Raw genomic sequence first — 19,890 nt, 5'->3', positions numbered from 1 at the left:
CCCACACCCTTTCGAGTGACATTCATGGGATATTCGTGGGATATGCCCGCTATGCCCGTCAGGGGCACCCCGGACTCTCTCACGCGGAGGGGCGTCCGGGCGGGGAATGACGCGCCAACCGCGCCGCTTTGAGCGGCCTCCAGAGTGAAGAGTTGAGTCGCCCCCGCTCAGGTCTGTTGACGTGCCGAGTGCCGTCATGCATCCTTGAGTCAGTTCCACTCAAGTCAGTCAGCTGGAGGAATTGAAATGGCACGTGCGGTCGGCATCGACCTGGGCACGACTAACTCCGTCGTCAGCGTTCTCGAAGGCGGCGAGCCCACCGTCATCACCAACGCCGAGGGCGCCAGGACCACGCCGTCCGTCGTCGCCTTCGCGAAGAACGGCGAGGTGCTCGTCGGCGAGGTCGCCAAGCGCCAGGCGGTCACCAACGTCGACAGGACCATCCGGTCGGTCAAGCGCCACATGGGCACCGACTGGAAGATCGAGATCGACGGCAAGAACTTCAACCCGCAGCAGATGAGCGCCTTCATCCTGCAGAAGCTGAAGCGCGACGCCGAGGCGTACCTGGGCGAGAAGGTCGTCGACGCGGTCATCACCGTCCCGGCGTACTTCAACGACTCCGAGCGTCAGGCCACCAAGGAGGCCGGTGAGATCGCGGGCCTCAACGTCCTGCGCATCGTCAACGAGCCGACCGCGGCCGCCCTGGCCTACGGCCTGGACAAGGACGACCAGACGATCCTCGTCTTCGACCTCGGTGGCGGCACCTTCGACGTGTCGCTCCTGGAGATCGGTGACGGCGTCGTCGAGGTGAAGGCCACCAACGGTGACAACCACCTCGGTGGTGACGACTGGGACCAGCGCGTCGTCGACTACCTGGTGAAGCAGTTCGCCAACGGCCACGGCGTCGACCTGGCCAAGGACAAGATGGCTCTCCAGCGTCTCCGCGAGGCCGCGGAGAAGGCGAAGATCGAGCTGTCGTCCTCCACCGAGACGTCGATCAACCTGCCGTACATCACGGCCTCCGCCGAGGGTCCGCTGCACCTGGAGGAGAAGCTCACCCGGGCTCAGTTCCAGCAGCTGACCGCCGACCTGCTGGAGCGCTGCAAGACGCCGTTCCACAACGTCATCAAGGACGCGGGCATCAACCTGTCCGAGATCGACCACGTCGTTCTCGTCGGTGGCTCCACCCGTATGCCGGCCGTCGCCGAGCTCGTCAAGGAGCTGACCGGTGGCCAGGAGGCCAACAAGGGCGTGAACCCGGACGAGGTCGTCGCCATCGGCGCCGCCCTGCAGGCCGGTGTGCTCAAGGGTGAGGTCAAGGACGTCCTGCTCCTCGACGTGACCCCGCTGTCGCTTGGTATCGAGACCAAGGGCGGCATCATGACCAAGCTCATCGAGCGCAACACCACGATCCCGACCAAGCGGTCCGAGATCTTCACGACGGCCGAGGACAACCAGCCGTCGGTGCAGATCCAGGTCTACCAGGGTGAGCGCGAGATCGCGGCGTACAACAAGAAGCTCGGCATGTTCGAGCTGACCGGTCTGCCGCCGGCGCCGCGTGGCGTCCCGCAGATCGAGGTGGCGTTCGACATCGACGCCAACGGCATCATGCACGTGACCGCGAAGGACCTGGGCACGGGCAAGGAGCAGAAGATGACCGTCACCGGCGGCTCCTCGCTGCCGAAGGACGAGGTCGACCGGATGCGCCAGGAGGCCGAGCAGTACGCGGACGAGGACCACCGTCGCCGCGAGGCCGCCGAGTCCCGCAACCAGGGCGAGCAGCTCGTCTACCAGACGGAGAAGTTCCTCAAGGACAACGAGGACAAGGTCCCCGGTGAGGTCAAGACCGAGGTCGAGGCCGCCGTCACCGAGCTGAAGGAGAAGCTCAAGGGTGACGACACCGCGGAGATCCGCACCGCCACGGAGAAGGTCGCGGCCGTCTCCCAGAAGCTCGGTCAGGCCATGTACGCCGACGCGCAGGCCGCCCAGGCCGCCGGTGGCGACGCCCCGCAGGGCGAGGCCAAGGCCGACGACGACGTGGTCGACGCCGAGATCGTCGACGACGAGAAGCCGAAGGGCGGCGCTGCCTGATGACGGAGGAGACCCCGGGCTTCGACGAGCAGCCCGACGTCCCCTCCGGCGCCACCCCTGACGACGCCGCCGATGCCGCCGAGGCCCCCTCCACGGAGGAGGGCCCGGCGGCCCCGGCCGGGGACGCAAGCAGCAAGAGCTCGGCCGAGACCGCAGGTCTCACCGCCCAGCTGGACCAGGTCCGCAGCGCGCTCAACGAGCGCACCGGGGACCTCCAGCGGCTCCAGGCCGAGTACCAGAACTACCGCCGTCGGGTGGAGCGGGACCGGGTCACCGTCAAGGAGATCGCGGTCGCGGGCCTTCTGACGGAGCTTCTGCCCGTGCTCGACGACATCGGTCGGGCCCGGGACCACGGCGAGCTCGTGGGCGGCTTCAAGTCGGTGGCGGAGTCGCTGGAGACGGTGGCCGCCAAGATGGGGCTGCAGCAGTTCGGCAAGGAGGGCGAGCCCTTCGACCCGACGATCCACGAGGCCCTGATGCACTCGTACGCGCCGGACGTCACCGAGACGACCTGCGTGGCGATCCTGCAGCCGGGGTACCGGATCGGCGAGCGGACCATCCGGCCCGCGCGCGTGGCGGTGGCCGAGCCCCAGCCCGGGGCGACGCCGGCCGTGAAGGAAGAGAAGTCGGCAGACGAGGAGAGCGGTGGCCCCGAGGAGGGTGTGTGACGCGACTCCGCGTGGATGAGGGAGCGGCGTCCGGCGCGTGCAGCTGCAAGGCGGAGGAAGGAGCCCACGCGGAGCGTCGGCGACTGACGACAACGCAGCAGATGCGCGTGCCGGGCGTCGCGAGCCCACGCGGAGTCGGATCGCACGCCCTGCGGGCTAGCGCGAAGATCGTCCGAGAGGAGGGACGTCGATGAGCACGAAGGACTTCGTCGAGAAGGACTACTACAAGGTTCTCGGCGTCCCCAAGGACGCCACCGACGCCGAGATCAAGAAGGCGTACCGGAAGCTCGCCCGCGAGAACCACCCGGACGCCAACAAGGGCGACACCAAGGCGGAGGAGCGCTTCAAGGAGATCTCCGAGGCGAACGACGTCCTCGGCGACCCCAAGAAGCGCAAGGAGTACGACGACGCCCGCGCGCTCTTCGGCAACGGAGGCTTCCGTGCCGGAGGACCGGGCGGCGGCAACTTCAACTTCGACCTGGGCGACCTCTTCGGCGGCGCCCAGGGAGCCGGCGGCCCGGGCGGCGCCGGCGGCTTCGGCGGCGGTCTCGGCGACGTCTTCGGCGGACTGTTCAACCGGGGCGCGGGCGGCGGCGCGGGTGCGCGTACGCAGCCGCGCCGCGGTCAGGACATCGAGTCCGAGGTGACGCTCAGCTTCACCGAGGCCGTGGACGGCGCCACGGTGCCGCTGCGGATGTCCTCCCAGGCTCCCTGCAAGGCGTGTTCGGGCACCGGCGACAAGAACGGCACGCCTCGTGTGTGCCCGACCTGTGTCGGCACCGGGCAGGTCTCGCGCGGCGGCAGCGGTTCGTTCTCGCTCACCGATCCGTGCGTGGACTGCAAGGGGCGCGGCCTGATCGCCGAGACCCCCTGCGAGGTCTGCAAGGGCAGCGGGCGGGCCAAGTCCTCCCGCACCATGCAGGTCCGCATCCCCGCCGGGGTCTCCGACGGGCAGCGGATCCGGCTGCGGGGCAAGGGCGCGCCGGGCGAGCGCGGCGGACAGAGCGGCGATCTGTACGTCGTCGTCCACGTCGACGCCCACCCGGTCTTCGGCCGCAAGGACGACAACCTGACCGTCACCGTGCCCGTCACGTTCGACGAGGCGGCGCTCGGGGGCGAGATCAAGGTGCCGACCCTGGGCGGTCCGGCGGTCACGCTGAAGCTGCCCGCCGGCACCCCCAACGGCCGTACCATGCGTGCCCGCGGCAAGGGCGCGGTCCGCAAGGACGGTACGCGCGGCGATCTGCTGGTGACGGTGGAGGTCGCGGTGCCGAAGGAGCTCGACGACAAGGCCCGCGAGGCCCTTGAGACCTACCGTCAGGCGACGGCGGGCGAGGACCCCAGGGCAGAGTTGTTCCAGGCCGCGAAGGGAGCTTGACCCGATGGACAGCCGACCGGGACGCAGCCGCAATCCGTACGAACTGACCGACGAGACGCCGGTGTACGTCATCTCGGTGGCGGCCCAGCTCTCGGGCCTGCACCCGCAGACTCTCCGGCAGTACGACCGCCTCGGGCTGGTCTCGCCCGACCGCACGGCGGGCCGGGGCCGGCGCTACTCGGCCCGTGACATCGAACTGCTCCGTGCGGTGCAGGCGTTGTCGCAGGACGAGGGCATCAACCTGGCGGGCATCAAGCGCATCATCGAGCTGGAGAACCAGGTCGCGGCGCTCCAGCAGCGGGTCGCCGAGCTGTCGGCGGCCGTCGAGGGCGCGGCGTCGGCGATGCGTCAGCGTGAGGCGCAGGTGCACGCCTCGTACCGGCGGGACCTGGTGCCGTACACCGATGTGCAGCAGGCGAGCGCGCTGGTGGTGTGGCGCCCCAAGCGGCCCGGCGGCGAGTAGTTCTCACGACGACGCGTAGGCCCCCTCCCCGCGGGAGGGGGCCTACGCGTGCGCCGGTTACGGGATGAGTTCGCTGACGACGTCCCCGAGCGTCTCCCACCAGGGCGCGGCGCCGGTGCCGAAGGCGGCGGCGAGGGCGATGCCGACGGCCCGGTCCAGGGGCTCGGGCTCCGTGCCGGCGGCCCATTCGTCGTCGACGCGCCCGTCGCCCGAGGAGTCCAGGGTGCCGAGCGGGCGTCCGTTCCTGAGCAGTCGGCTGTCGACGTAGCCGCAGGGCACGAGCCGGTAGCGGGTGTCGCCGACACGGACGTCGACCCGGTACGAGCGCCGCAGCAGCCGTCCTCGCGAGGGCCGGATGGTGGCGGGCTCGCCGTCGACGGTGAGGGTGAGCAGGTCGCGCTTGCGGGTCCCGATGGGGATGTGCGGGTCGGGGGTGGTCCCCGGGGCCCGGACGAGCTCCACGGTCGGCAGCCCGGCGGCGGAGACCCGCAGGGTGCCGGCCCGGTCGTCCAGGTCGATCTGTACGTACATGGTGGTCAATTGTCCTGGTTCAGGATTCCGGACTGGGCGATGAGGAAGCCGAGTTGGGCTCGGCTGCCGCTGCCGAGGGCGGCGGCGAGCTTGGCGATGTGGGCGCGACAGGTGCGGACGTTCATGCCGAGCCGGCGGGCGATGGCCTCGTCGACGTGGCCTTCGACGAGCAGTTTGGCGATGGACCGCTGGATGCCGCTGATGCCGTCGTGGGTCTGCGCGTAGGGCACCTGCTCGCCGAAGGGGGTGGCCCGGGCCCAGGACTGCTCGAAGACGGTCGCCAGGTACTCGACCAGGCCCGGATGGCGCAGCTCCAGGGCGACTTGGCGGTCCTGGCGGGCGGGTATCAGGGCGACCGAGCGGTCGATGATGATGAGCCGCTCGATGGACTCCTCCAGGGTCCGGACCTGGAGCCGGTCCATGCCGGCCTGTTCCAGGTAGACCTGCATGCCGTGGCTGTGGCGTGCCGTGTGCTGGTAGAGGGTGCGGACGCGGACGCCGCGTTCGAGGAGCGGCTGGATGCGGTGGAGCGCGGTGTTGAGGGTGTGCTCGCTGCGTCCGCCGCCGGGCTGGATGGTGAGCAGTTCCTGTGAGCACTCGGCGGTGGCGCGGCCGAGGACGGCGTCGATGCGGTTGATGCCTTCGAGGACGGTGATCGCGTGGGTCGTCGAGGGGTCCTGGGCGCTGATGGCCATGAACGGCTCGAAAACGCTGGATAGTCCGAGAGCCAGGCTGCGGCGCTCCTGGATTTCCCGCTCCAGGGGGTGGACGAGCCGGGCCAGCGCCGCCGAGGGTGGGACCGGTCGCAGCCACGCGGGGTCGTCGGCGTCGGGGTGGAGAAGTGCCAGGTCCATGAGGCAGGGCGCCGCTTCTGCCTCGCTCCTGGTTATTCGCCCGGTACGCAACGCACTGGCGTACAAGTCCGATCCGGCTGCACAGAGATCGACGTGACCGTGGGGATGTGTCGCGTCTGGTTCGTTATGCGGCATTTGAACACCCCCCAGGATCCTGTATTTCAGGAACATGATGCATTGCCCTGGTGGTGGAAGCGCAAAGACTGAGCCATCGTCTTGTACGCGGGGGAGAGGAAACCATCAAGTGAGGTCGAAGCCGCTCATGTCCAGAAAACTGCTTCGCTCGGTACTTGCTTCCGTCTTCATAGGGGCGGCGGCAGTAGGAGCGCTGGCCACCAGCGACCCGGTATGGGACAGCGCTCCTGTCAGTGTTGTCGCCGCTCCCGCTGACCCGGTGTGGGATGTCGCCCCCGCCGGTGATCCTGTGTGGGACGTCTCTCCGGCGGGTGTGACCGACCCGGTGTGGGACGTGTCCCCGGCAGCCCAGGCCGATCCGGTGTGGGACTCCTCCCCGGCGGGCGCGGACGCATGACCGTGCCGCCGGACGACCGGGTCTTCCGGCGAGAGATGGCTTCGGCCTATCGATCCGGGTGGCATTTCATCGACCTCGTCACGGCCATCCCCCACCGTGGCGATTCGTTGATGGTCACCCTCTTCGGAGAACCGATCGTCGTCGCTCGTGAGCAGGACGAGGACGTTCGCGCCTACCGGTGTCTGCGCCGGCCCCGCGGAGCCCCGCAGCCCGTTCGCTGTGCCATCCGGTACGGCATGATTTTCGTCAATCTCGACCAGCGGGACCACCAGCTGGTCGAGCCCGAGACCATCACCGCCACCCCCCGCAGTGCCTGAGCGGTTCCCCCGTCGTTGTAGATCGCTCAGGTGCTTCCCCCACACAGCGGCGCCATCGCGGACCTGAAACGCGATGGCGCCGCTGTGCTGTCCGGGTACGTCGGACGAAGCCCCCCGGGCCGTCTCCTCCGGACCCGCCGTGCCCGCCCTACGCCCGGCCCATGGCCCGCGTCAGCGCGATCTCGATGACCACCCGGTCCGGGTTCGGGGCCGGCGTCCGGCCGTAGCGCGCCGCGTAGCGCTCCACCGCGTCCGCGACGACGGCCGCGTCCGTGCGGATGTGCGCCACGCCCTCCAGCGTCGCCCAGCGCCCCTTGTCCACCTGGCAGACCGCGACGCGCGCGCCCTCGGGACCCGCCGCCAGGACGTTGGCGACCTTGTGGCTGTGCTTGTTGGTGATCACCCGGGCGATGCCGTTCTCGCCGCCCGCGGGGTCGTACGTCACGCCCACCGCCACGACGTGCGGGGTGCCGTCCGGGCGCGGGGTGGTCAGGGTGCTCATGTGGTACTCGCGCCAGAAGCTGAGGTACGAGTCGTCCGGGTTCCGCGGGTCAGTCGCCATGCCCGGAACCTACCCGCGGGACGGTCATGGACGACACCTTGAGCGGAATAGACTCAACTTTGTGTACGCTGGATGAGTCATGGACGTGTACCGCGCACACCGAGGAGGAGAAAGCGCACGTGGACGCCGAACTGACCAACAGGAGCCGGGACGCGATCAACGCGGCCACCAGCCGCGCCGTGGCCGGGGGGCACCCCGATCTGACCCCCGCGCATCTGCTCCTCGCCCTGCTCGCCGGCCAGGACAACGAGAACATCACCGACCTGCTCGCGGCCGTCGAGGCCGACCAGGCCGCGGTACGGTCCGGGGCGGAGCGGCTGCTCGCCGCCCAGCCCAGCGTGACCGGCTCCACCGTCGCGCCGCCGCAGCCCGACCGGGAGCTGCTCGCCGTCATCGCCGAGGCCGCCGAGGTGGCCAAGGAGCTCGGGGACGAGTACCTCTCCACCGAGCACCTGCTCGTCGGGATCGCGGCGAGGGGCGGACGCGCGGGCGAGCTCCTCGACAGGCAGGGAGCGGGCGCGAAGAGGCTGCTGGACGCGTTCGAGAGGGCAAGGGGAGGACGCCGGGTGACCACACCCGACCCGGAGGGTCAGTACAAGGCGCTGGAGAGGTTCGGCACGGACTTCACGGCCGCCGCGCGGGAGGGGAAGCTCGACCCCGTCATCGGGCGCGATCAGGAGATCCGGCGGGTCGTCCAGGTGCTCTCCCGCCGCACCAAGAACAACCCGGTCCTCATCGGCGAGCCCGGCGTCGGCAAAACCGCCGTCGTCGAGGGGCTGGCGCAGCGGATCGTGAAGGGCGACGTCCCCGAGTCGCTCCGCGACAAGCGCCTGGTCTCGCTCGACCTCGGCGCGATGGTCGCGGGCGCCAAGTACCGCGGGGAGTTCGAGGAGCGGCTGAAGACCGTCCTCTCCGAGATCAAGGCCAGCGACGGCCAGATCATCACCTTCATCGACGAGCTGCACACCGTCGTCGGCGCGGGCGCCGGCGGCGACTCCGCCATGGACGCCGGCAACATGCTCAAGCCGATGCTGGCCCGCGGCGAGCTGCGCATGGTCGGCGCGACCACCCTCGACGAGTACCGCGAGCGGATCGAGAAGGACCCCGCCCTGGAGCGCCGCTTCCAGCAGGTCCTGGTCGCGGAGCCGAGCGTCGAGGACACCATCGCGATCCTGCGCGGACTCAAGGGCCGGTACGAGGCCCACCACAAGGTCCAGATCGCCGACTCCGCGCTCGTGGCCGCCGCCTCCCTCTCCGACCGCTACATCACCTCCCGCTTCCTCCCCGACAAGGCCATCGACCTGGTCGACGAGGCCGCCTCCCGGCTCCGGATGGAGATCGACTCCTCGCCCGTCGAGATCGACGAGCTCCAGCGCTCCGTGGACCGGCTGCGCATGGAGGAGCTCGCGCTGAAGAACGAGACCGACGACGCCAGCAGGCAGCGCCTGGAGAAGCTCCGCCGCGACCTCGCCGACCGCGAGGAGGAGCTGCGCGGCCTGACCGCCCGCTGGGAGAAGGAGAAGCAGTCCCTCAACCGTGTCGGCGAGCTCAAGGAACGGCTCGACGAGCTCCGCGGCCGCGCCGAGCGGGCCCAGCGCGACGGTGACTTCGACACCGCCTCCCAGCTGCTCTACGGCGAGATCCCGACGCTCGAGCGCGAGCTGGAGGAGGCGTCCGAGGCCGAGCAGGAGGTCACCAAGGGCACGATGGTCAAGGAGGAGGTCGGCCCCGACGACATCGCGGACGTGGTCGGCGCCTGGACCGGCATCCCCGCCGGCCGCCTCCTGGAGGGCGAGACCCAGAAGCTGCTGCGGATGGAGGACGAGCTCGGCAGGCGGCTGATCGGCCAGACCGAGGCCGTCCGGGCCGTCTCCGACGCCGTCCGCCGCACCCGCGCGGGGATCGCCGACCCCGACCGTCCCACCGGCTCCTTCCTCTTCCTCGGTCCGACCGGTGTCGGCAAGACCGAGCTGGCGAAGGCGCTCGCGGACTTCCTCTTCGACGACGAGCGGGCCATGGTCCGCATCGACATGTCGGAGTACTCCGAGAAGCACTCCGTCGCCCGGCTCGTCGGCGCGCCCCCCGGCTACGTCGGTTACGAGGAGGGCGGCCAGCTCACGGAGGCGGTGCGCCGCCGCCCGTACAGCGTCGTGCTGCTCGACGAGGTGGAGAAGGCCCACCCCGAGGTCTTCGACATCCTGCTGCAGGTCCTCGACGACGGACGGCTCACCGACGGCCAGGGCCGCACGGTCGACTTCCGCAACACCATCCTGATCCTGACGTCCAACCTGGGCAGCCAGTACCTGGTCGACCCCCTGATCGGCGAGGAGGAGAAGAAGCGGCGGGTCCTGGAGGTGGTGAGGGGCTCCTTCAAGCCGGAGTTCCTCAACCGGCTCGACGACCTGGTGGTCTTCTCCGCCCTCGACGAGTCCGAGCTCGGGCGGATCGCGCGGCTCCAGATCGACCGGCTCGCCAAGCGGCTCGCCGAGCGCCGGCTGACGCTGGAGGTCACCCCGGAGGCGCTGGCCTGGCTGGCCGAGGAGGGCAACGATCCGGCGTACGGCGCCCGGCCGCTGCGCCGCCTCATCCAGACGGCGATCGGGGACCGGCTGGCGCGGGAGATCCTCGCGGGCGAGGTCCGCGACGGCGACACGGTCCGCGTGGACCGCTTCGAGGACGGCCTGATCGTCGGCGCGGTGCAGTAGCAGGGCCGGGTCGGCGGCCGCGGGACCCGGGGTGTGCGAGGGCGGCCCCGCCCTCGCACACCACCGCGCGCGCCGTGGGCACGGGCCGTGATCGCGCCGCTTCGGTTTGTCCCCCATAGGCACCAGTTCTTGTCAGCCCGCAGCGGATCGCGGCAGGCGGGGCTTGCGCCGTACCGCCCGGCATGGGGGAGGATGGCGGCAACCGTACGAAGGGATATTCACGGTGAGCATCGACCCGTCCTCGATTCCGAATTTCGGGGGACAGCCCCAGCCTCAGGCGGCAGGACCGGCGGGCCCCGTCGTCCCCGACCAGGACCTGGTCAAGCAGCTCCTGGACCAGATGGAGCTGAAGTACGTCGTCGACGACGAGGGTGACCTCGCGGCGCCGTGGGAGGAGTTCCGGACGTACTTCATGTTCCGCGGCGAGGAGGACCAGCGTGTCTTCTCGGTGCGGACGTTCTACGACCGCCCGCACTCCGCGGACGACCGCGCCAAGGTTCTCGACGCGATCGACGACTGGAACCGCCGCACCCTGTGGCCCAAGGTGTACACGCACCTGCACGAGGAGGAGGACGGCTCCGCCACCCTCCGTCTCATCGGTGAGGCCCAGATGCTGATCGGCACCGGCGTCGCGCTGGAGCACTTCGTGTCCTCCACCGTCAGCTGGGTGCGCGCCTCCATCGAGTTCGACAAGTGGCTCGTGGAGCAGTTCGGCCTGGAGTCCCCCGAGGACAAGGAGACCGGGGGCGAGTAGCCCTCGGCCTCCCGCGGGGCCGTGTACGCCGCCGACGGCGCGTGCACCCCGTAGCCGACGAGAGCCCGGCCAGGGCCGCGACCCTCACGATCGCGGCCCCGGCCGGGCTCTTCGTGTCCCGTGCCGCGCCCCGGCGGGGTGCGCTCAGAGCCGCTTGAGCCGCGAGACCGCCTCTTCCAGGACATCGAGCCTCTTGCAGAAGGCGAAGCGCACGAACGGCGCTCCCTCGTCCTGGTGGTCGTAGAAGACCGCGTTGGGAATGGCGACCACGCCCGCCCGCTCCGGCAGGGCGCGGCAGAAGGCGAAGCCGTCGGACTCGCCCAGGGGGCGGATGTCGGTGGTGACGAAGTAGGTGCCGGCCGGCCGGTAGACCTGGAAACCCGCCTGGGCGAGGCCGTCGCTCAGCAGGTCGCGCTTGGCCTGCAGATCGGCGCGCAGGTCGTCGAAGTAGGCGTCGGGCAGGTGCAGCGCCTCGGCGATCGCGTACTGGAACGGGCCCGAGGAGACGTAGGTCAGGAACTGCTTCGCGGAGCGGACGGCGGTGGTCAGCGCGGGGGAAGCGGTGATCCAGCCGACCTTCCAGCCGGTGAACGAGTAGGTCTTGCCCGCCGAGCCGATGGTGATCGTGCGCTCGCGCATCCCCGGCAGGCTCGCGATCGGCACGTGCTCGGCGTCGTCGAAGACCAGGTGCTCGTACACCTCGTCGGTGACGACGAGCAGGTCGCCCGCGACGGCGAGCTCGGCGACGGCGGTGAGTTCCGCGCGGGTCAGGACGGTGCCGGTGGGGTTGTGCGGGGTGTTGAGGAGGATGAGCCGCGTCCGGTCGGTGACGGCGTTCCGCAGCTCGTCCAGGTCGAGGTGGTACGCGCCCTCGTGCGGGCGGAGCGTGACCGGTACGCGCGTGGCCCCCGCCATGGCGATGCAGGCGGCGTACGAGTCGTAGTACGGCTCCAGGGCGATCACCTCGTCGCCCGGTTCGAGGAGGGCGAGGAGCGAGGCGGCGATCGCCTCCGTCGCGCCGGCGGTGACGAGGACCTCCGTGTCGGGGTCGTACGCGAGGCCGTAGCGCTTCAGCTGGTGCTCGGCGACGGCCGTGCGCAGCTCGGGGACGCCGGGCCCCGGCGGGTACTGGTTGCCGCGTCCGTCGCGCAGGGCCCGGACCGCCGCCTCCCGGATCTGCTCCGGGCCGTCGGTGTCGGGGAAGCCCTGCCCGAGGTTGATCGCCCCCGTCCGGACGGCCAGCGCGGACATCTCGGCGAAGATCGTCGTCCCGAACTCGGCGAGCCGGCGGTTGAGCAGCGGTCGTGTCATGCCCGCCATCCTGCGGTGAAGCTCTGGACTTCCTCAAGTGCGCTTTGGACCGGAGCGGTGGAGGGCATCCCCCTGTCACACAAGACCTACGGGGGTGTCACACATGGAATTTCTGATCACCACGCTGATCGCCTTGTTCGTGATCGGGGTCATCGCGGCAGTCGTCAAGGGCTCACGGAGCGGCGGCGGGCGGCGCGGCGGCGGCTGGTCGAGCGGCGGCGGTTCGTCCTGCGGCGGAGGCTCGTCCTGCGGCGGCGGGGGCGGCTGCGGGGGCGGTGGCGGCGGCGACTGACACGGGGCAGTCGCCTCCCGCGATCACCCAGGTGCCCGGCCGGTTCAACATCCGCCGGGCACCTCTGTGTTGGAGCCGCCGTCGATTCTGATTGAACAAGTGAACTGTTGGGTCCCCGAAGGGGATGGAAACCGCTGCAAGTTGGGTAAAAACGCTGCGAGTCGATCGACGTCCATGATTCCCTCGCTGTTGAAAAGAGACAGCCCTCGGACCGTGTGTGCCCGAGCCGGCGCTCCTCCACTCTCGTTCGAACCCTTCTCCGGGGCGTCCCGGCCCACCCGTCGAACCGTGTCTGCGGAGCCGACCCATGCTCACGACCCTGAAGACCTCCTACACCGACACCCGCGCGGCCGATCTGGCCTGGGCGCTCGGGCGCGAGCCGCTGCCCGCCCTCGCCGTTCTCGACCTCGAACTGACCGGCGCAAAGCTGCAGTTGCGGCTTCTCGGCGCCTCCCATCAGGTGCTTCTGGAGGAAGAGGAGCACAGCTGCTCGGAGACCGTCGCCTGCATGCCCGGCAGCAGTACGCCGCTGCCGCTGGGCGTCTCCAAGCGCTTCGGCACGTGGGAGTACGAATTCGCGGCGCGTGTCGAAACGTTGTCCCACGGCTCCTTCGCGGGCCGCGCGCAGGAGTTGCTCGCGCTTGTCGCCGACCATCCCAACGGCCTCGCGGGGACGTTCCCCGGCTCCCCGCACGCCTTCACGGCGATGCTGGCGCAGCGCCACGAGGGCCAGGTGCGCTGGCGCACCTGGCATGCCTACCCGCAGGAAGGGCAGTTGGTCGTCACCAGGACGCGGATCGGCGTTCGTATGCCCGCGTCGCTGTAACGCGCCCCTTCGGAGCCTCATGTGCACTCGTGTGGGTGACAGGCGGCGACAGAAGCACGACGTAGCGTTACGAACATGATCGATCCGCCCGTGACCCTGCCACCCAAGAGGGTGACGCGGGCGCCCGTGCGGCCGAGCCCGGTGCGGTATCCGGTCCTGGTCGTGGTCTTCGTCTGTGCCGCGTGCGGACTCGTCTACGAGCTGGAACTGGTCGCGCTCGCCGCGTACTTGATCGGCGACTCGGTCACCCAGGCATCCGTCGTGCTGTCGCTGATGGTCTTCGCGATGGGCGTCGGTTCGCTGCTCGCCAAGCGGCTGCGCTGCCGCGCCGCCGTCGCCTTCGGCCTGGTCGAGGGCGGACTCGCGCTGGTCGGTGGCTGTTCCGCCCTCGTGCTGTACGCGGCGTTCGCGTGGATCGGCGAGGCCCGGTACGTCCTGGTCGGGTTCTCGCTCGCCATCGGCGTGCTCATCGGGGCGGAGATTCCGCTCCTGATGTCGCTGATCCAGAAGGCGGAGTCGGCGCGCGCCCCCGGCGCACGGGGGAAGGAGTGCGCCCGGGACCCCGCCGGGACGGTCGCCGAGCTGTTCGCCGCCGACTACGTGGGGGCGCTCGTCGGCGGCCTCGCCTTCCCGTTCCTGCTGCTGCCCTGGCTCGGGCAGCTCACCGGCGCGCTCGTGACCGGCGCGGTGAACGCGGTGGCGGGCGGCGGCCTGGTGCTCTGGCTCTTCCGGCGTGATCTCAGCCCCGGGTCCCGGGCGCTGCTGATCGCCGCGAACGTGACGGTCCTCGCCGTCCTCGCCACCGCCACCGTCCTCGTCGACGACTTCGAGCGGGCCGCCCGCCGCGCGGTGTACGGCGACAGCGTGCGGGTCGCCGTCCACACCGACCTCCAGGAGGTGGTGGTGACGGGCGGGCCCGGAGGCCCGCCGGACCTCTTCGTGGACGGGCGGCTGCGGGCCGGCGGCCGGGACGAGCGCCGCTACCACGAAGCGCTGGTGCACCCGGCGATGACCGGGCGCCACGCGCGCGTGCTGATCATCGGGGGTGGGGACGGACTCGCCGCCCGCGAGGTGCTGCGCCACCCCGGCGTCCGCTCCGTCACCGTCGTCGAGCGCGACCCCGGAGTCGTGCGCCTCGCCCGGACCAACCCCGAGCTGACCGCCCTCAACGGCCATGCGTACCGCGACCCGCGGGTGCGGGTGGCGGTCGCCGACGCCTTCCACTGGCTGCGGGGGGCGACGGAGGGCGGGCGGTACGACGTGATCGTCTCCGACCTGCCCGACCCGGGGATCTCCACGGGCGCCAAGTGGTACTCGCAGGAGTTCTACGGGCTGGCCTCCCGGGTACTGGCCGACGGCGGACGGCTCGTCGTCCACGCGGGCTCGGCCTCGGCCCGCCCCCGTACCTTCTGGACGGTCGACGCCACCCTGCGCGCGGCGGGCCTCGCGACCCGGCCGTACAGCGCGCGGGGCAGGGGCGCGCGGGTCGGCGCGGGACCCGACCGGGCCGAGCGGGCGGACCGTTTCACCGGCACCGGCACCGGCACCGGCACCGGCACCGGCACCGGCACCGGCACCGGCACCGGGACCGCGGACTGGGGATACCTCCTGGCCGTCGCCGACACCTACCCGCCCGATCTGGGCCTCGCCCCCGACGCGCCCCGGCTGCGGTCCCTCACGGCCGACGACCTCGCGGCCGGGGCACGGGCCGCGGAGGCCACCCGCGACCCGCGCGGAGCCGGCCCGCCGCCGTCGACGCTGGTGCACCCGCGCTACGGCGGGTGAGCGTCGCCGCGAGTGCTGCCGGGGCAAACAGGCGACGCCGACGCCCGGTCTGAGTAGGCTCGGTTTCCATGGAGCATGAGGTGTTCGTTCCGGTACCGGCCGACGTCCTGCGCGAGACGCTCACGGACCCCGCCCGGGTGGCGCGCTGCGTCCCCGGCCTCCAGCAGGACGCGGAAGCGGGGGCGGACCCGCTGTCGGGTCGGCTGAGAATCCGCGCGGGCGGCAACACGATCACCTACCGCGGCGCGCTGCGCCTGGTCGCACGGGACGGTGTCGTCGCCGTCGAGGGCAAGGGCACCGAGGTCCGCGGCAAGGGCTCGGTGACGTTCTCCCTCGCGATCGCGCTCACCCCGGTGGCGGACGGGACGACGCTGACCTTCACCGGCGACGCCGAGCGGACCGGGCGGCTCGCGGAGCTCTCCGAGGAGGCGCGGGAGTCGGCGGCCCAGCGGCTGATCGAGAAGTTCGCCGCCGGCCTGGCCGCCGTCGCGGAGCTCGCCGCCGACGAGGTGGACGAAGCGGTCGAGGACGAGGCGGACAGCGACAGCGACGGGGTCGATGACGGCGTCGAGGAGCCCCACCGCGCGAGCGTCCACGACACACCCCTCCCGCCGCCGTCGCTCGACCCCTTCGTGGACGGTGACTTCGAGGACGCGCCGGTCGAGTACCCCGCCGAGCCGCCCGCCGCCGAGGCCGCCCACGCCCGGCGCACCATGATCGGGCGGTCCGCCGAGGAGGTCGACCACGCCCCGCCGCGCGGACGGTACGCGCCGGTCCCCGCGCCCGAGTCGGCCAGTGCGGGCGCCACCCTGCGCTGGATCGCCCCCGCGGCCGCGCTCGCGCTCGCCTCGGCGGTCGTCGTCGGCCGGGCCCTGCGCCGCCGGCGCTGATCCCGTCTACTGTCGGAGTCGTGAGCGAGCTGACACGACTGACGGCGGGCGACGCCGAGTTGACCATCAACCCCGACAACGGCTGCCGGATCGAGAGCCTGCGGATCGCGGGAACGGAACTGCTCCGCCAGGGCGAGCGGTACGGATGCTTCCCGATGGTGCCGTGGTGCGGGCGGATCGAGGACGGGCGGTTCCGCGACGGCGCCGAGGTGCACCAGATGCCCCTCAACTCCCCGCCCTTCGCCATCCACGGCACCGGCCGCGACACCGTGTGGAAGGCCGCGAGGACGGCGGACGGGGACGGCCGCACGGCCGCGTTCACCTATGAACTCGGGGACCCCTGGCCGTATGCCGGCCGGGTCACGCAGCTCTTCGAACTGACCGAGGACGGGCTCACGCTCAGCCTGGGCGTCGAGACCCACGCCGACTCCTTCCCCGCCCAGGCGGGCTGGCACCCCTGGTTCAACCGCACGCTCGGGGAGGACGGCAAGGAGGTTCGTCTCGACTTCACCGCCGACTGGCAGGAGGAGCGCGGCGCCGACCACCTCCCCACCGGGCGCCGGATCGGGCCCACCCCGGGCCCCTGGGACGACTGCTTCGGTATGCCCGGCGGCGTGGACGTCACCCTCACCTGGCCGGAGCAGCTGGAGCTCACGGTGACCAGCCGCGCGGAGTGGGTGGTGATCTATGACGAGCAGGCGGAGGCGGTCTGTGTCGAGCCGCAGTCCGGACCGCCGAACGGGCTCAACACCCACCCGACGTACGTGACCCCGATCGAGCCCCTGGAGATCGCGGCCACGTGGGCCTGGCGGCGGCTCGGAGGCACCGCGCCTTAAGCTCGTGGACATGACTGACGTACGCGCTGACCTGCTGGAGCAGATCAAGGACAAGGCCGTGGTGCACGGCAAGGTGACCCTCTCGTCGGGTCTTGAGGCCGACTACTACGTCGACCTGCGCCGGATCACGCTGGACGGCGCGGCCTCCCCGCTGGTCGGTCAGGTCATGCTCGATCTGACCGCCGACCTGGAGTTCGACGCCGTCGGCGGGCTGACGCTCGGCGCCGACCCGGTCGCGACCGCGATGCTGCACGCGTCCGCCGCGCAGGGGAAGCGTCTGGACGCCTTCGTCGTCCGCAAGGCCGCCAAGGCGCACGGGATGCAGCGCCAGGTCGAGGGCCCGGACATCAAGGGCCGCCGGGTCCTGATCGTCGAGGACACCTCCACCACCGGCGGTTCGCCGCTCACCGCCGTCGAGGCGGCGCGGGCGGCCGGCGCCGAGGTCGTCGCGGTCGCCACGATCGTGGACCGGGCCACGGGCGCCGGCGAGAAGATCAGCACCACGGCGGGCGTGCCGTACCTGTACGCCTTCGCGCTGGACGAGCTGGGCCTGGCCTAGCAGCCGGGCTCGCGGCGCCGGGCGGGGTTCCGTGCCGGCCGACGCGAAGTCGTGACTTAGGTCCCGGGGCGGCTGCGTGCGGGCCTGACCTGCGGCTTTGACGAGGGGCGGAGTGTTTCACGTGAAACGCTCCGCCCCTTGGTCCTGGCGTCCGCAGGAGAGTCTGGAAAGATGGGCCCCGACGATGACGTCGCCCCAGGTCAGGGACAAGCAACGCACCCACCGCACATCACAAGGAGCGGACGAATGCCCATCGCAACCCCCGAGGTCTACAACGAGATGCTCGACCGGGCGAAGGCAGGCAAGTTCGCCTACCCGGCCATCAACGTGACCTCGTCCCAGACCCTGCACGCTGCGCTGCGCGGCTTCGCGGAGGCCGAGAGCGACGGCATCATCCAGATTTCGACCGGCGGCGCCGAGTTCCTGGGCGGCCAGTACAACAAGGACATGGTCACGGGCGCGGTCGCCCTGGCCGAGTACGCGCACATCGTCGCCACCAAGTACGACATCACGGTCGCGCTGCACACCGACCACTGCCCGAAGGACAAGCTGGACGGCTACGTCCGCCCGCTGCTCGACATCTCCGCCGAGCGCGTCCAGGCCGGCCGCAACCCGCTGTTCCAGTCGCACATGTGGGACGGCTCCGCCGAGACCCTCGCCGACAACCTGGCCATCGGCCAGGAGCTGCTCGCGAAGGCCGCCGCCGCCAAGATCATCCTTGAGGTCGAGATCACCCCGACCGGTGGCGAGGAGGACGGCGTCAGCCACGAGATCAACGACGAGCTGTACACCACCGTCGAGGACGCGATCCGCACCGCCGAGGCCCTGGGCCTGGGCGAGAAGGGCCGCTACCTGCTGGCCGCCTCGTTCGGCAACGTGCACGGTGTCTACAAGCCGGGCAACGTCGTCCTGCGCCCCGAGCTCCTCAAGGACCTCCAGGCCGGCGTCGCCGAGAAGTACGGCAAGGCCAACCCGTTCGACTTCGTCTTCCACGGCGGATCGGGCTCGTCGGCCGAGGAGATCGCCACCGCGCTGGAGAACGGCGTCGTGAAGATGAACCTCGACACCGACACCCAGTACGCCTTCACCCGCCCGGTCGCGGACCACATGTTCCGCAACTACGACGGTGTCCTGAAGGTCGACGGCGAGGTCGGCAAGAAGTCCACCTACGACCCGCGCACCTGGGGCAAGCTGGCCGAGGCCGGCATGGCCGCGCGCGTCACCGAGGCGTGCGCCGCGCTGCGCTCGACCGGCACGAAGCTGAAGTAAGACTCTGTTCGACGGGCCCGGCGCGACCCCCTCGGTGGCGCCGGGCCCTCGGCATGTCCGGAGGGATCCGAGTTGACGACGCACTACGACTTCGACCGGGAGATCGACCGGCGCGGTACCTGGTCGGTGCAGTGGGACGGCATAGCGGACCGCTTCGCGGTCTCCGACCTGCTCCCGTTCACCATCTCCGACATGGACTTCGCCTCCCCGCCGGAGGTGCTGAACGCCCTGAAGGACCGGATCGAGCACGGCGTGTTCGGCTACACGGACTGGCGGCTCGGCGAGTTCCGGGAGGCGATCCGCCACTGGTACGCGACCCGCTACGACACCGCGGTCGACATCGAGACGCTGGTCTACGCGCCGTCCGTGCTGAGCCAGCTCTCCCAGCTGCTCCAGATGTGGACCGAGCCCGGCGACGGGGTGGTCGTGCACACCCCGACGTACGACGGCTTCCGCAAGGCCGTCACCGGGCTGGGGCGTGAGCTGCGCGGTGTACCCGTCGGGGACATGGAGGCGCTGGAGACGGAGCTGGCGCGTCCGGACGCCCGGATGCTGCTGCTCTGCTCGCCGCACAACCCGACCGGCCGGGTCTGGCGGGAGGACGAGCTGGTGGAGTTCGCGCGCCTCGCCGAGCGGCACGGCGTCGCCCTCGTCAGCGACGAGATCCACGCGGACCTGGTGGCGGACGGCCACCGCCATCTGCCCTTCAGCCGGGTCGCGGAGGCCGCGCGCGTCCGGCGCTGGGCTCTGATCACCTCGGGCACCAAGGCGTTCAACTTCCCCGCCCTCTCCGGCTCGTACGGGATCATCGGCGACCCCGGCGAGCGCGAGACCTTCATCCGGCGCATGGAGACCGGCGAGGGCCTCGCCTCCCCGGCCGTGCTCTCGCTGACCGCCCACATCGCCGCGTACACCCGGGGTGGTCCCTGGCTGGACGAGCTGCGGGCGTACGTGGCCGAAAACATGCGGCTCCTGGAGGAGCGGCTCGCGGCCGGGCTGCCGGGGGTGACCTGGACGCCCCCGCAGGCGGGCTACCTGGCCTGGATCGACCTGCGCCCGCTCGGCATCGACGAGACCGCGCTCCAGCGCGACCTGGTCGAGACGGAGAAGGTCGCGATCATGCCGGGCGGCGTCTACGGGGCCCCCGGGTTCGTGCGGCTGAATATCGGCTGTTCCCGGAAGAAGACGGAGCGGGGTGCGGACGCGCTGGTCAGGGCGGTGACCAGGCTGCGTACGGCCTGAGTCGGCCCGGAGGGATACCGGGAGG

Annotated in this window: 19 protein-coding genes; 15 read left to right on the top strand and 4 right to left on the bottom strand. The window is 71.0% G+C overall.

Features of this window, described 5'->3' with window-relative positions; genetic code table 11:
* Positions 1–246 precede the first annotated feature (246 nt).
* From dnaK to AB0D99_RS19745, 4 genes are all read left to right on the top strand, one after another.
* Positions 247–2,091 (top strand): molecular chaperone DnaK, encoded by a 1,845-nt coding sequence (gene dnaK, locus AB0D99_RS19760; protein WP_362363322.1) that lies wholly within the window; start codon positions 247–249, stop codon positions 2,089–2,091.
* The gene (gene grpE / locus AB0D99_RS19755; protein ID WP_362363319.1) at positions 2,091–2,759 is read left to right on the top strand and encodes a nucleotide exchange factor GrpE; all 669 of its coding nucleotides are present in this window, start codon (positions 2,091–2,093) and stop codon (positions 2,757–2,759) included. Before dnaK ends, grpE begins: the two co-directional genes overlap by 1 nt.
* Positions 2,760–2,949: 190 nt before the next feature.
* A complete protein-coding gene (gene dnaJ, locus AB0D99_RS19750; RefSeq protein ID WP_362363316.1) occupies positions 2,950–4,137 on the top strand; it encodes a molecular chaperone DnaJ in 1,188 nt (395 codons plus the stop codon).
* Positions 4,138–4,141: 4 nt separating this feature from the next.
* Entirely contained in the window at positions 4,142–4,600 is a 459-nt protein-coding gene (locus AB0D99_RS19745) for a helix-turn-helix domain-containing protein (protein ID WP_362363313.1), read from the top strand.
* 57 nt (positions 4,601–4,657) lie between these two features.
* Here AB0D99_RS19745 and AB0D99_RS19740 read toward each other — a convergent pair whose 3' ends face one another.
* Entirely contained in the window at positions 4,658–5,131 is a 474-nt protein-coding gene (locus tag AB0D99_RS19740; RefSeq protein WP_362363310.1) for a hypothetical protein, read from the bottom strand.
* A gap of 5 nt (positions 5,132–5,136) precedes the next feature.
* Positions 5,137–6,120 (bottom strand): helix-turn-helix transcriptional regulator, encoded by a 984-nt coding sequence (locus tag AB0D99_RS19735; RefSeq protein ID WP_362363307.1) that lies wholly within the window; start codon positions 6,118–6,120, stop codon positions 5,137–5,139.
* A 393-nt stretch (positions 6,121–6,513) separates the two neighbouring features.
* Here AB0D99_RS19735 and AB0D99_RS19730 point away from each other — a divergent pair, with 393 nt between their 5' ends.
* Complete coding sequence (locus AB0D99_RS19730) at positions 6,514–6,834, top strand: (2Fe-2S)-binding protein (protein WP_331916590.1); 321 nt, start codon at positions 6,514–6,516, stop codon at positions 6,832–6,834.
* Positions 6,835–6,982: 148 nt separating this feature from the next.
* Here the strand turns inward: AB0D99_RS19730 and AB0D99_RS19725 are convergent, their stop codons facing one another.
* Positions 6,983–7,396 carry a pyridoxamine 5'-phosphate oxidase family protein gene (locus AB0D99_RS19725; RefSeq protein WP_362363303.1) on the bottom strand — a complete coding sequence of 138 codons (414 nt, stop codon included), beginning with the start codon at positions 7,394–7,396 and terminating at the stop codon, positions 6,983–6,985.
* A 119-nt stretch (positions 7,397–7,515) separates the two neighbouring features.
* Between AB0D99_RS19725 and clpB the strand changes: the two genes are divergently transcribed.
* Both clpB and AB0D99_RS19715 read left to right on the top strand, forming a co-directional pair.
* Positions 7,516–10,101 carry an ATP-dependent chaperone ClpB gene (gene clpB, locus AB0D99_RS19720; protein ID WP_362363300.1) on the top strand — a complete coding sequence of 862 codons (2,586 nt, stop codon included), beginning with the start codon at positions 7,516–7,518 and terminating at the stop codon, positions 10,099–10,101.
* Between the two features lie 223 nt (positions 10,102–10,324).
* Positions 10,325–10,855, top strand: a complete 531-nt coding sequence (locus AB0D99_RS19715) for a YbjN domain-containing protein (protein ID WP_362363298.1) — start codon at positions 10,325–10,327, stop codon at positions 10,853–10,855.
* 144 nt (positions 10,856–10,999) lie between these two features.
* On the opposite strand, the gene AB0D99_RS19710 is transcribed toward AB0D99_RS19715, so the two are convergent.
* Positions 11,000–12,175 carry a pyridoxal phosphate-dependent aminotransferase gene (locus AB0D99_RS19710; protein ID WP_362363295.1) on the bottom strand — a complete coding sequence of 392 codons (1,176 nt, stop codon included), beginning with the start codon at positions 12,173–12,175 and terminating at the stop codon, positions 11,000–11,002.
* Positions 12,176–12,269: 94 nt separating this feature from the next.
* Here AB0D99_RS19710 and AB0D99_RS19705 point away from each other — a divergent pair, with 94 nt between their 5' ends.
* The 8 genes from AB0D99_RS19705 to AB0D99_RS19670 all read left to right on the top strand — a co-directional run bounded on the left by AB0D99_RS19705 (position 12,270) and on the right by AB0D99_RS19670 (position 19,865).
* The gene (locus tag AB0D99_RS19705; protein ID WP_362363292.1) at positions 12,270–12,458 is read left to right on the top strand and encodes a hypothetical protein; all 189 of its coding nucleotides are present in this window, start codon (positions 12,270–12,272) and stop codon (positions 12,456–12,458) included.
* A 307-nt stretch (positions 12,459–12,765) separates the two neighbouring features.
* The gene (locus AB0D99_RS19700; RefSeq protein ID WP_362363289.1) at positions 12,766–13,284 is read left to right on the top strand and encodes a DUF2617 family protein; all 519 of its coding nucleotides are present in this window, start codon (positions 12,766–12,768) and stop codon (positions 13,282–13,284) included.
* Between the two features lie 75 nt (positions 13,285–13,359).
* Positions 13,360–15,069 (top strand): polyamine aminopropyltransferase, encoded by a 1,710-nt coding sequence (locus AB0D99_RS19695; RefSeq protein WP_362363286.1) that lies wholly within the window; start codon positions 13,360–13,362, stop codon positions 15,067–15,069.
* A 68-nt stretch (positions 15,070–15,137) separates the two neighbouring features.
* Positions 15,138–15,959, top strand: a complete 822-nt coding sequence (locus AB0D99_RS19690; RefSeq protein ID WP_362363283.1) for an SRPBCC domain-containing protein — start codon at positions 15,138–15,140, stop codon at positions 15,957–15,959.
* Positions 15,960–15,979: 20 nt separating this feature from the next.
* A complete protein-coding gene (locus tag AB0D99_RS19685; RefSeq protein WP_362363280.1) occupies positions 15,980–16,795 on the top strand; it encodes an aldose 1-epimerase in 816 nt (271 codons plus the stop codon).
* Positions 16,796–16,805: 10 nt separating this feature from the next.
* Positions 16,806–17,354 (top strand): orotate phosphoribosyltransferase, encoded by a 549-nt coding sequence (gene pyrE / locus AB0D99_RS19680; protein WP_362363277.1) that lies wholly within the window; start codon positions 16,806–16,808, stop codon positions 17,352–17,354.
* 246 nt (positions 17,355–17,600) lie between these two features.
* Positions 17,601–18,623 (top strand): class II fructose-bisphosphate aldolase, encoded by a 1,023-nt coding sequence (fbaA, locus tag AB0D99_RS19675; protein WP_362363274.1) that lies wholly within the window; start codon positions 17,601–17,603, stop codon positions 18,621–18,623.
* A 72-nt stretch (positions 18,624–18,695) separates the two neighbouring features.
* The gene (locus AB0D99_RS19670; RefSeq protein WP_362363271.1) at positions 18,696–19,865 is read left to right on the top strand and encodes a MalY/PatB family protein; all 1,170 of its coding nucleotides are present in this window, start codon (positions 18,696–18,698) and stop codon (positions 19,863–19,865) included.
* The last annotated feature ends 25 nt before the right edge of the window (positions 19,866–19,890 follow it).

The sequence above is a fragment of the Streptomyces sp. NPDC047971 genome, from assembly GCF_040653355.1.
GTDB lineage: Bacteria > Actinomycetota > Actinomycetes > Streptomycetales > Streptomycetaceae > Streptomyces.
Note: the sequence above shows the minus strand (reverse complement) of the source record. Positions and strands in the feature narration are given on the sequence as shown.

What these genes read in the sequence shown, in the direction of transcription:
- dnaK (WP_362363322.1), top strand. Translation starts at nt 247, where the DNA reads ATGGCACGTGCGGTCGGCATCGACCTGGGCACGACTAACTCCGTCGTC.
- grpE (WP_362363319.1), top strand. Translation starts at nt 2,091, where the DNA reads ATGACGGAGGAGACCCCGGGCTTCGACGAGCAGCCCGACGTCCCCTCC.
- dnaJ (WP_362363316.1), top strand. Translation starts at nt 2,950, where the DNA reads ATGAGCACGAAGGACTTCGTCGAGAAGGACTACTACAAGGTTCTCGGC.
- AB0D99_RS19745 (WP_362363313.1), top strand. Translation starts at nt 4,142, where the DNA reads ATGGACAGCCGACCGGGACGCAGCCGCAATCCGTACGAACTGACCGAC.
- AB0D99_RS19740 (WP_362363310.1), bottom strand. Translation starts at nt 5,131, where the DNA reads ATGTACGTACAGATCGACCTGGACGACCGGGCCGGCACCCTGCGGGTC.
- AB0D99_RS19735 (WP_362363307.1), bottom strand. Translation starts at nt 6,120, where the DNA reads ATGCCGCATAACGAACCAGACGCGACACATCCCCACGGTCACGTCGAT.
- AB0D99_RS19730 (WP_331916590.1), top strand. Translation starts at nt 6,514, where the DNA reads ATGACCGTGCCGCCGGACGACCGGGTCTTCCGGCGAGAGATGGCTTCG.
- AB0D99_RS19725 (WP_362363303.1), bottom strand. Translation starts at nt 7,396, where the DNA reads ATGGCGACTGACCCGCGGAACCCGGACGACTCGTACCTCAGCTTCTGG.
- AB0D99_RS19710 (WP_362363295.1), bottom strand. Translation starts at nt 12,175, where the DNA reads ATGGCGGGCATGACACGACCGCTGCTCAACCGCCGGCTCGCCGAGTTC.
- AB0D99_RS19705 (WP_362363292.1), top strand. Translation starts at nt 12,270, where the DNA reads ATGGAATTTCTGATCACCACGCTGATCGCCTTGTTCGTGATCGGGGTC.
- AB0D99_RS19700 (WP_362363289.1), top strand. Translation starts at nt 12,766, where the DNA reads ATGCTCACGACCCTGAAGACCTCCTACACCGACACCCGCGCGGCCGAT.
- AB0D99_RS19695 (WP_362363286.1), top strand. Translation starts at nt 13,360, where the DNA reads ATGATCGATCCGCCCGTGACCCTGCCACCCAAGAGGGTGACGCGGGCG.
- AB0D99_RS19690 (WP_362363283.1), top strand. Translation starts at nt 15,138, where the DNA reads ATGGAGCATGAGGTGTTCGTTCCGGTACCGGCCGACGTCCTGCGCGAG.
- pyrE (WP_362363277.1), top strand. Translation starts at nt 16,806, where the DNA reads ATGACTGACGTACGCGCTGACCTGCTGGAGCAGATCAAGGACAAGGCC.
- fbaA (WP_362363274.1), top strand. Translation starts at nt 17,601, where the DNA reads ATGCCCATCGCAACCCCCGAGGTCTACAACGAGATGCTCGACCGGGCG.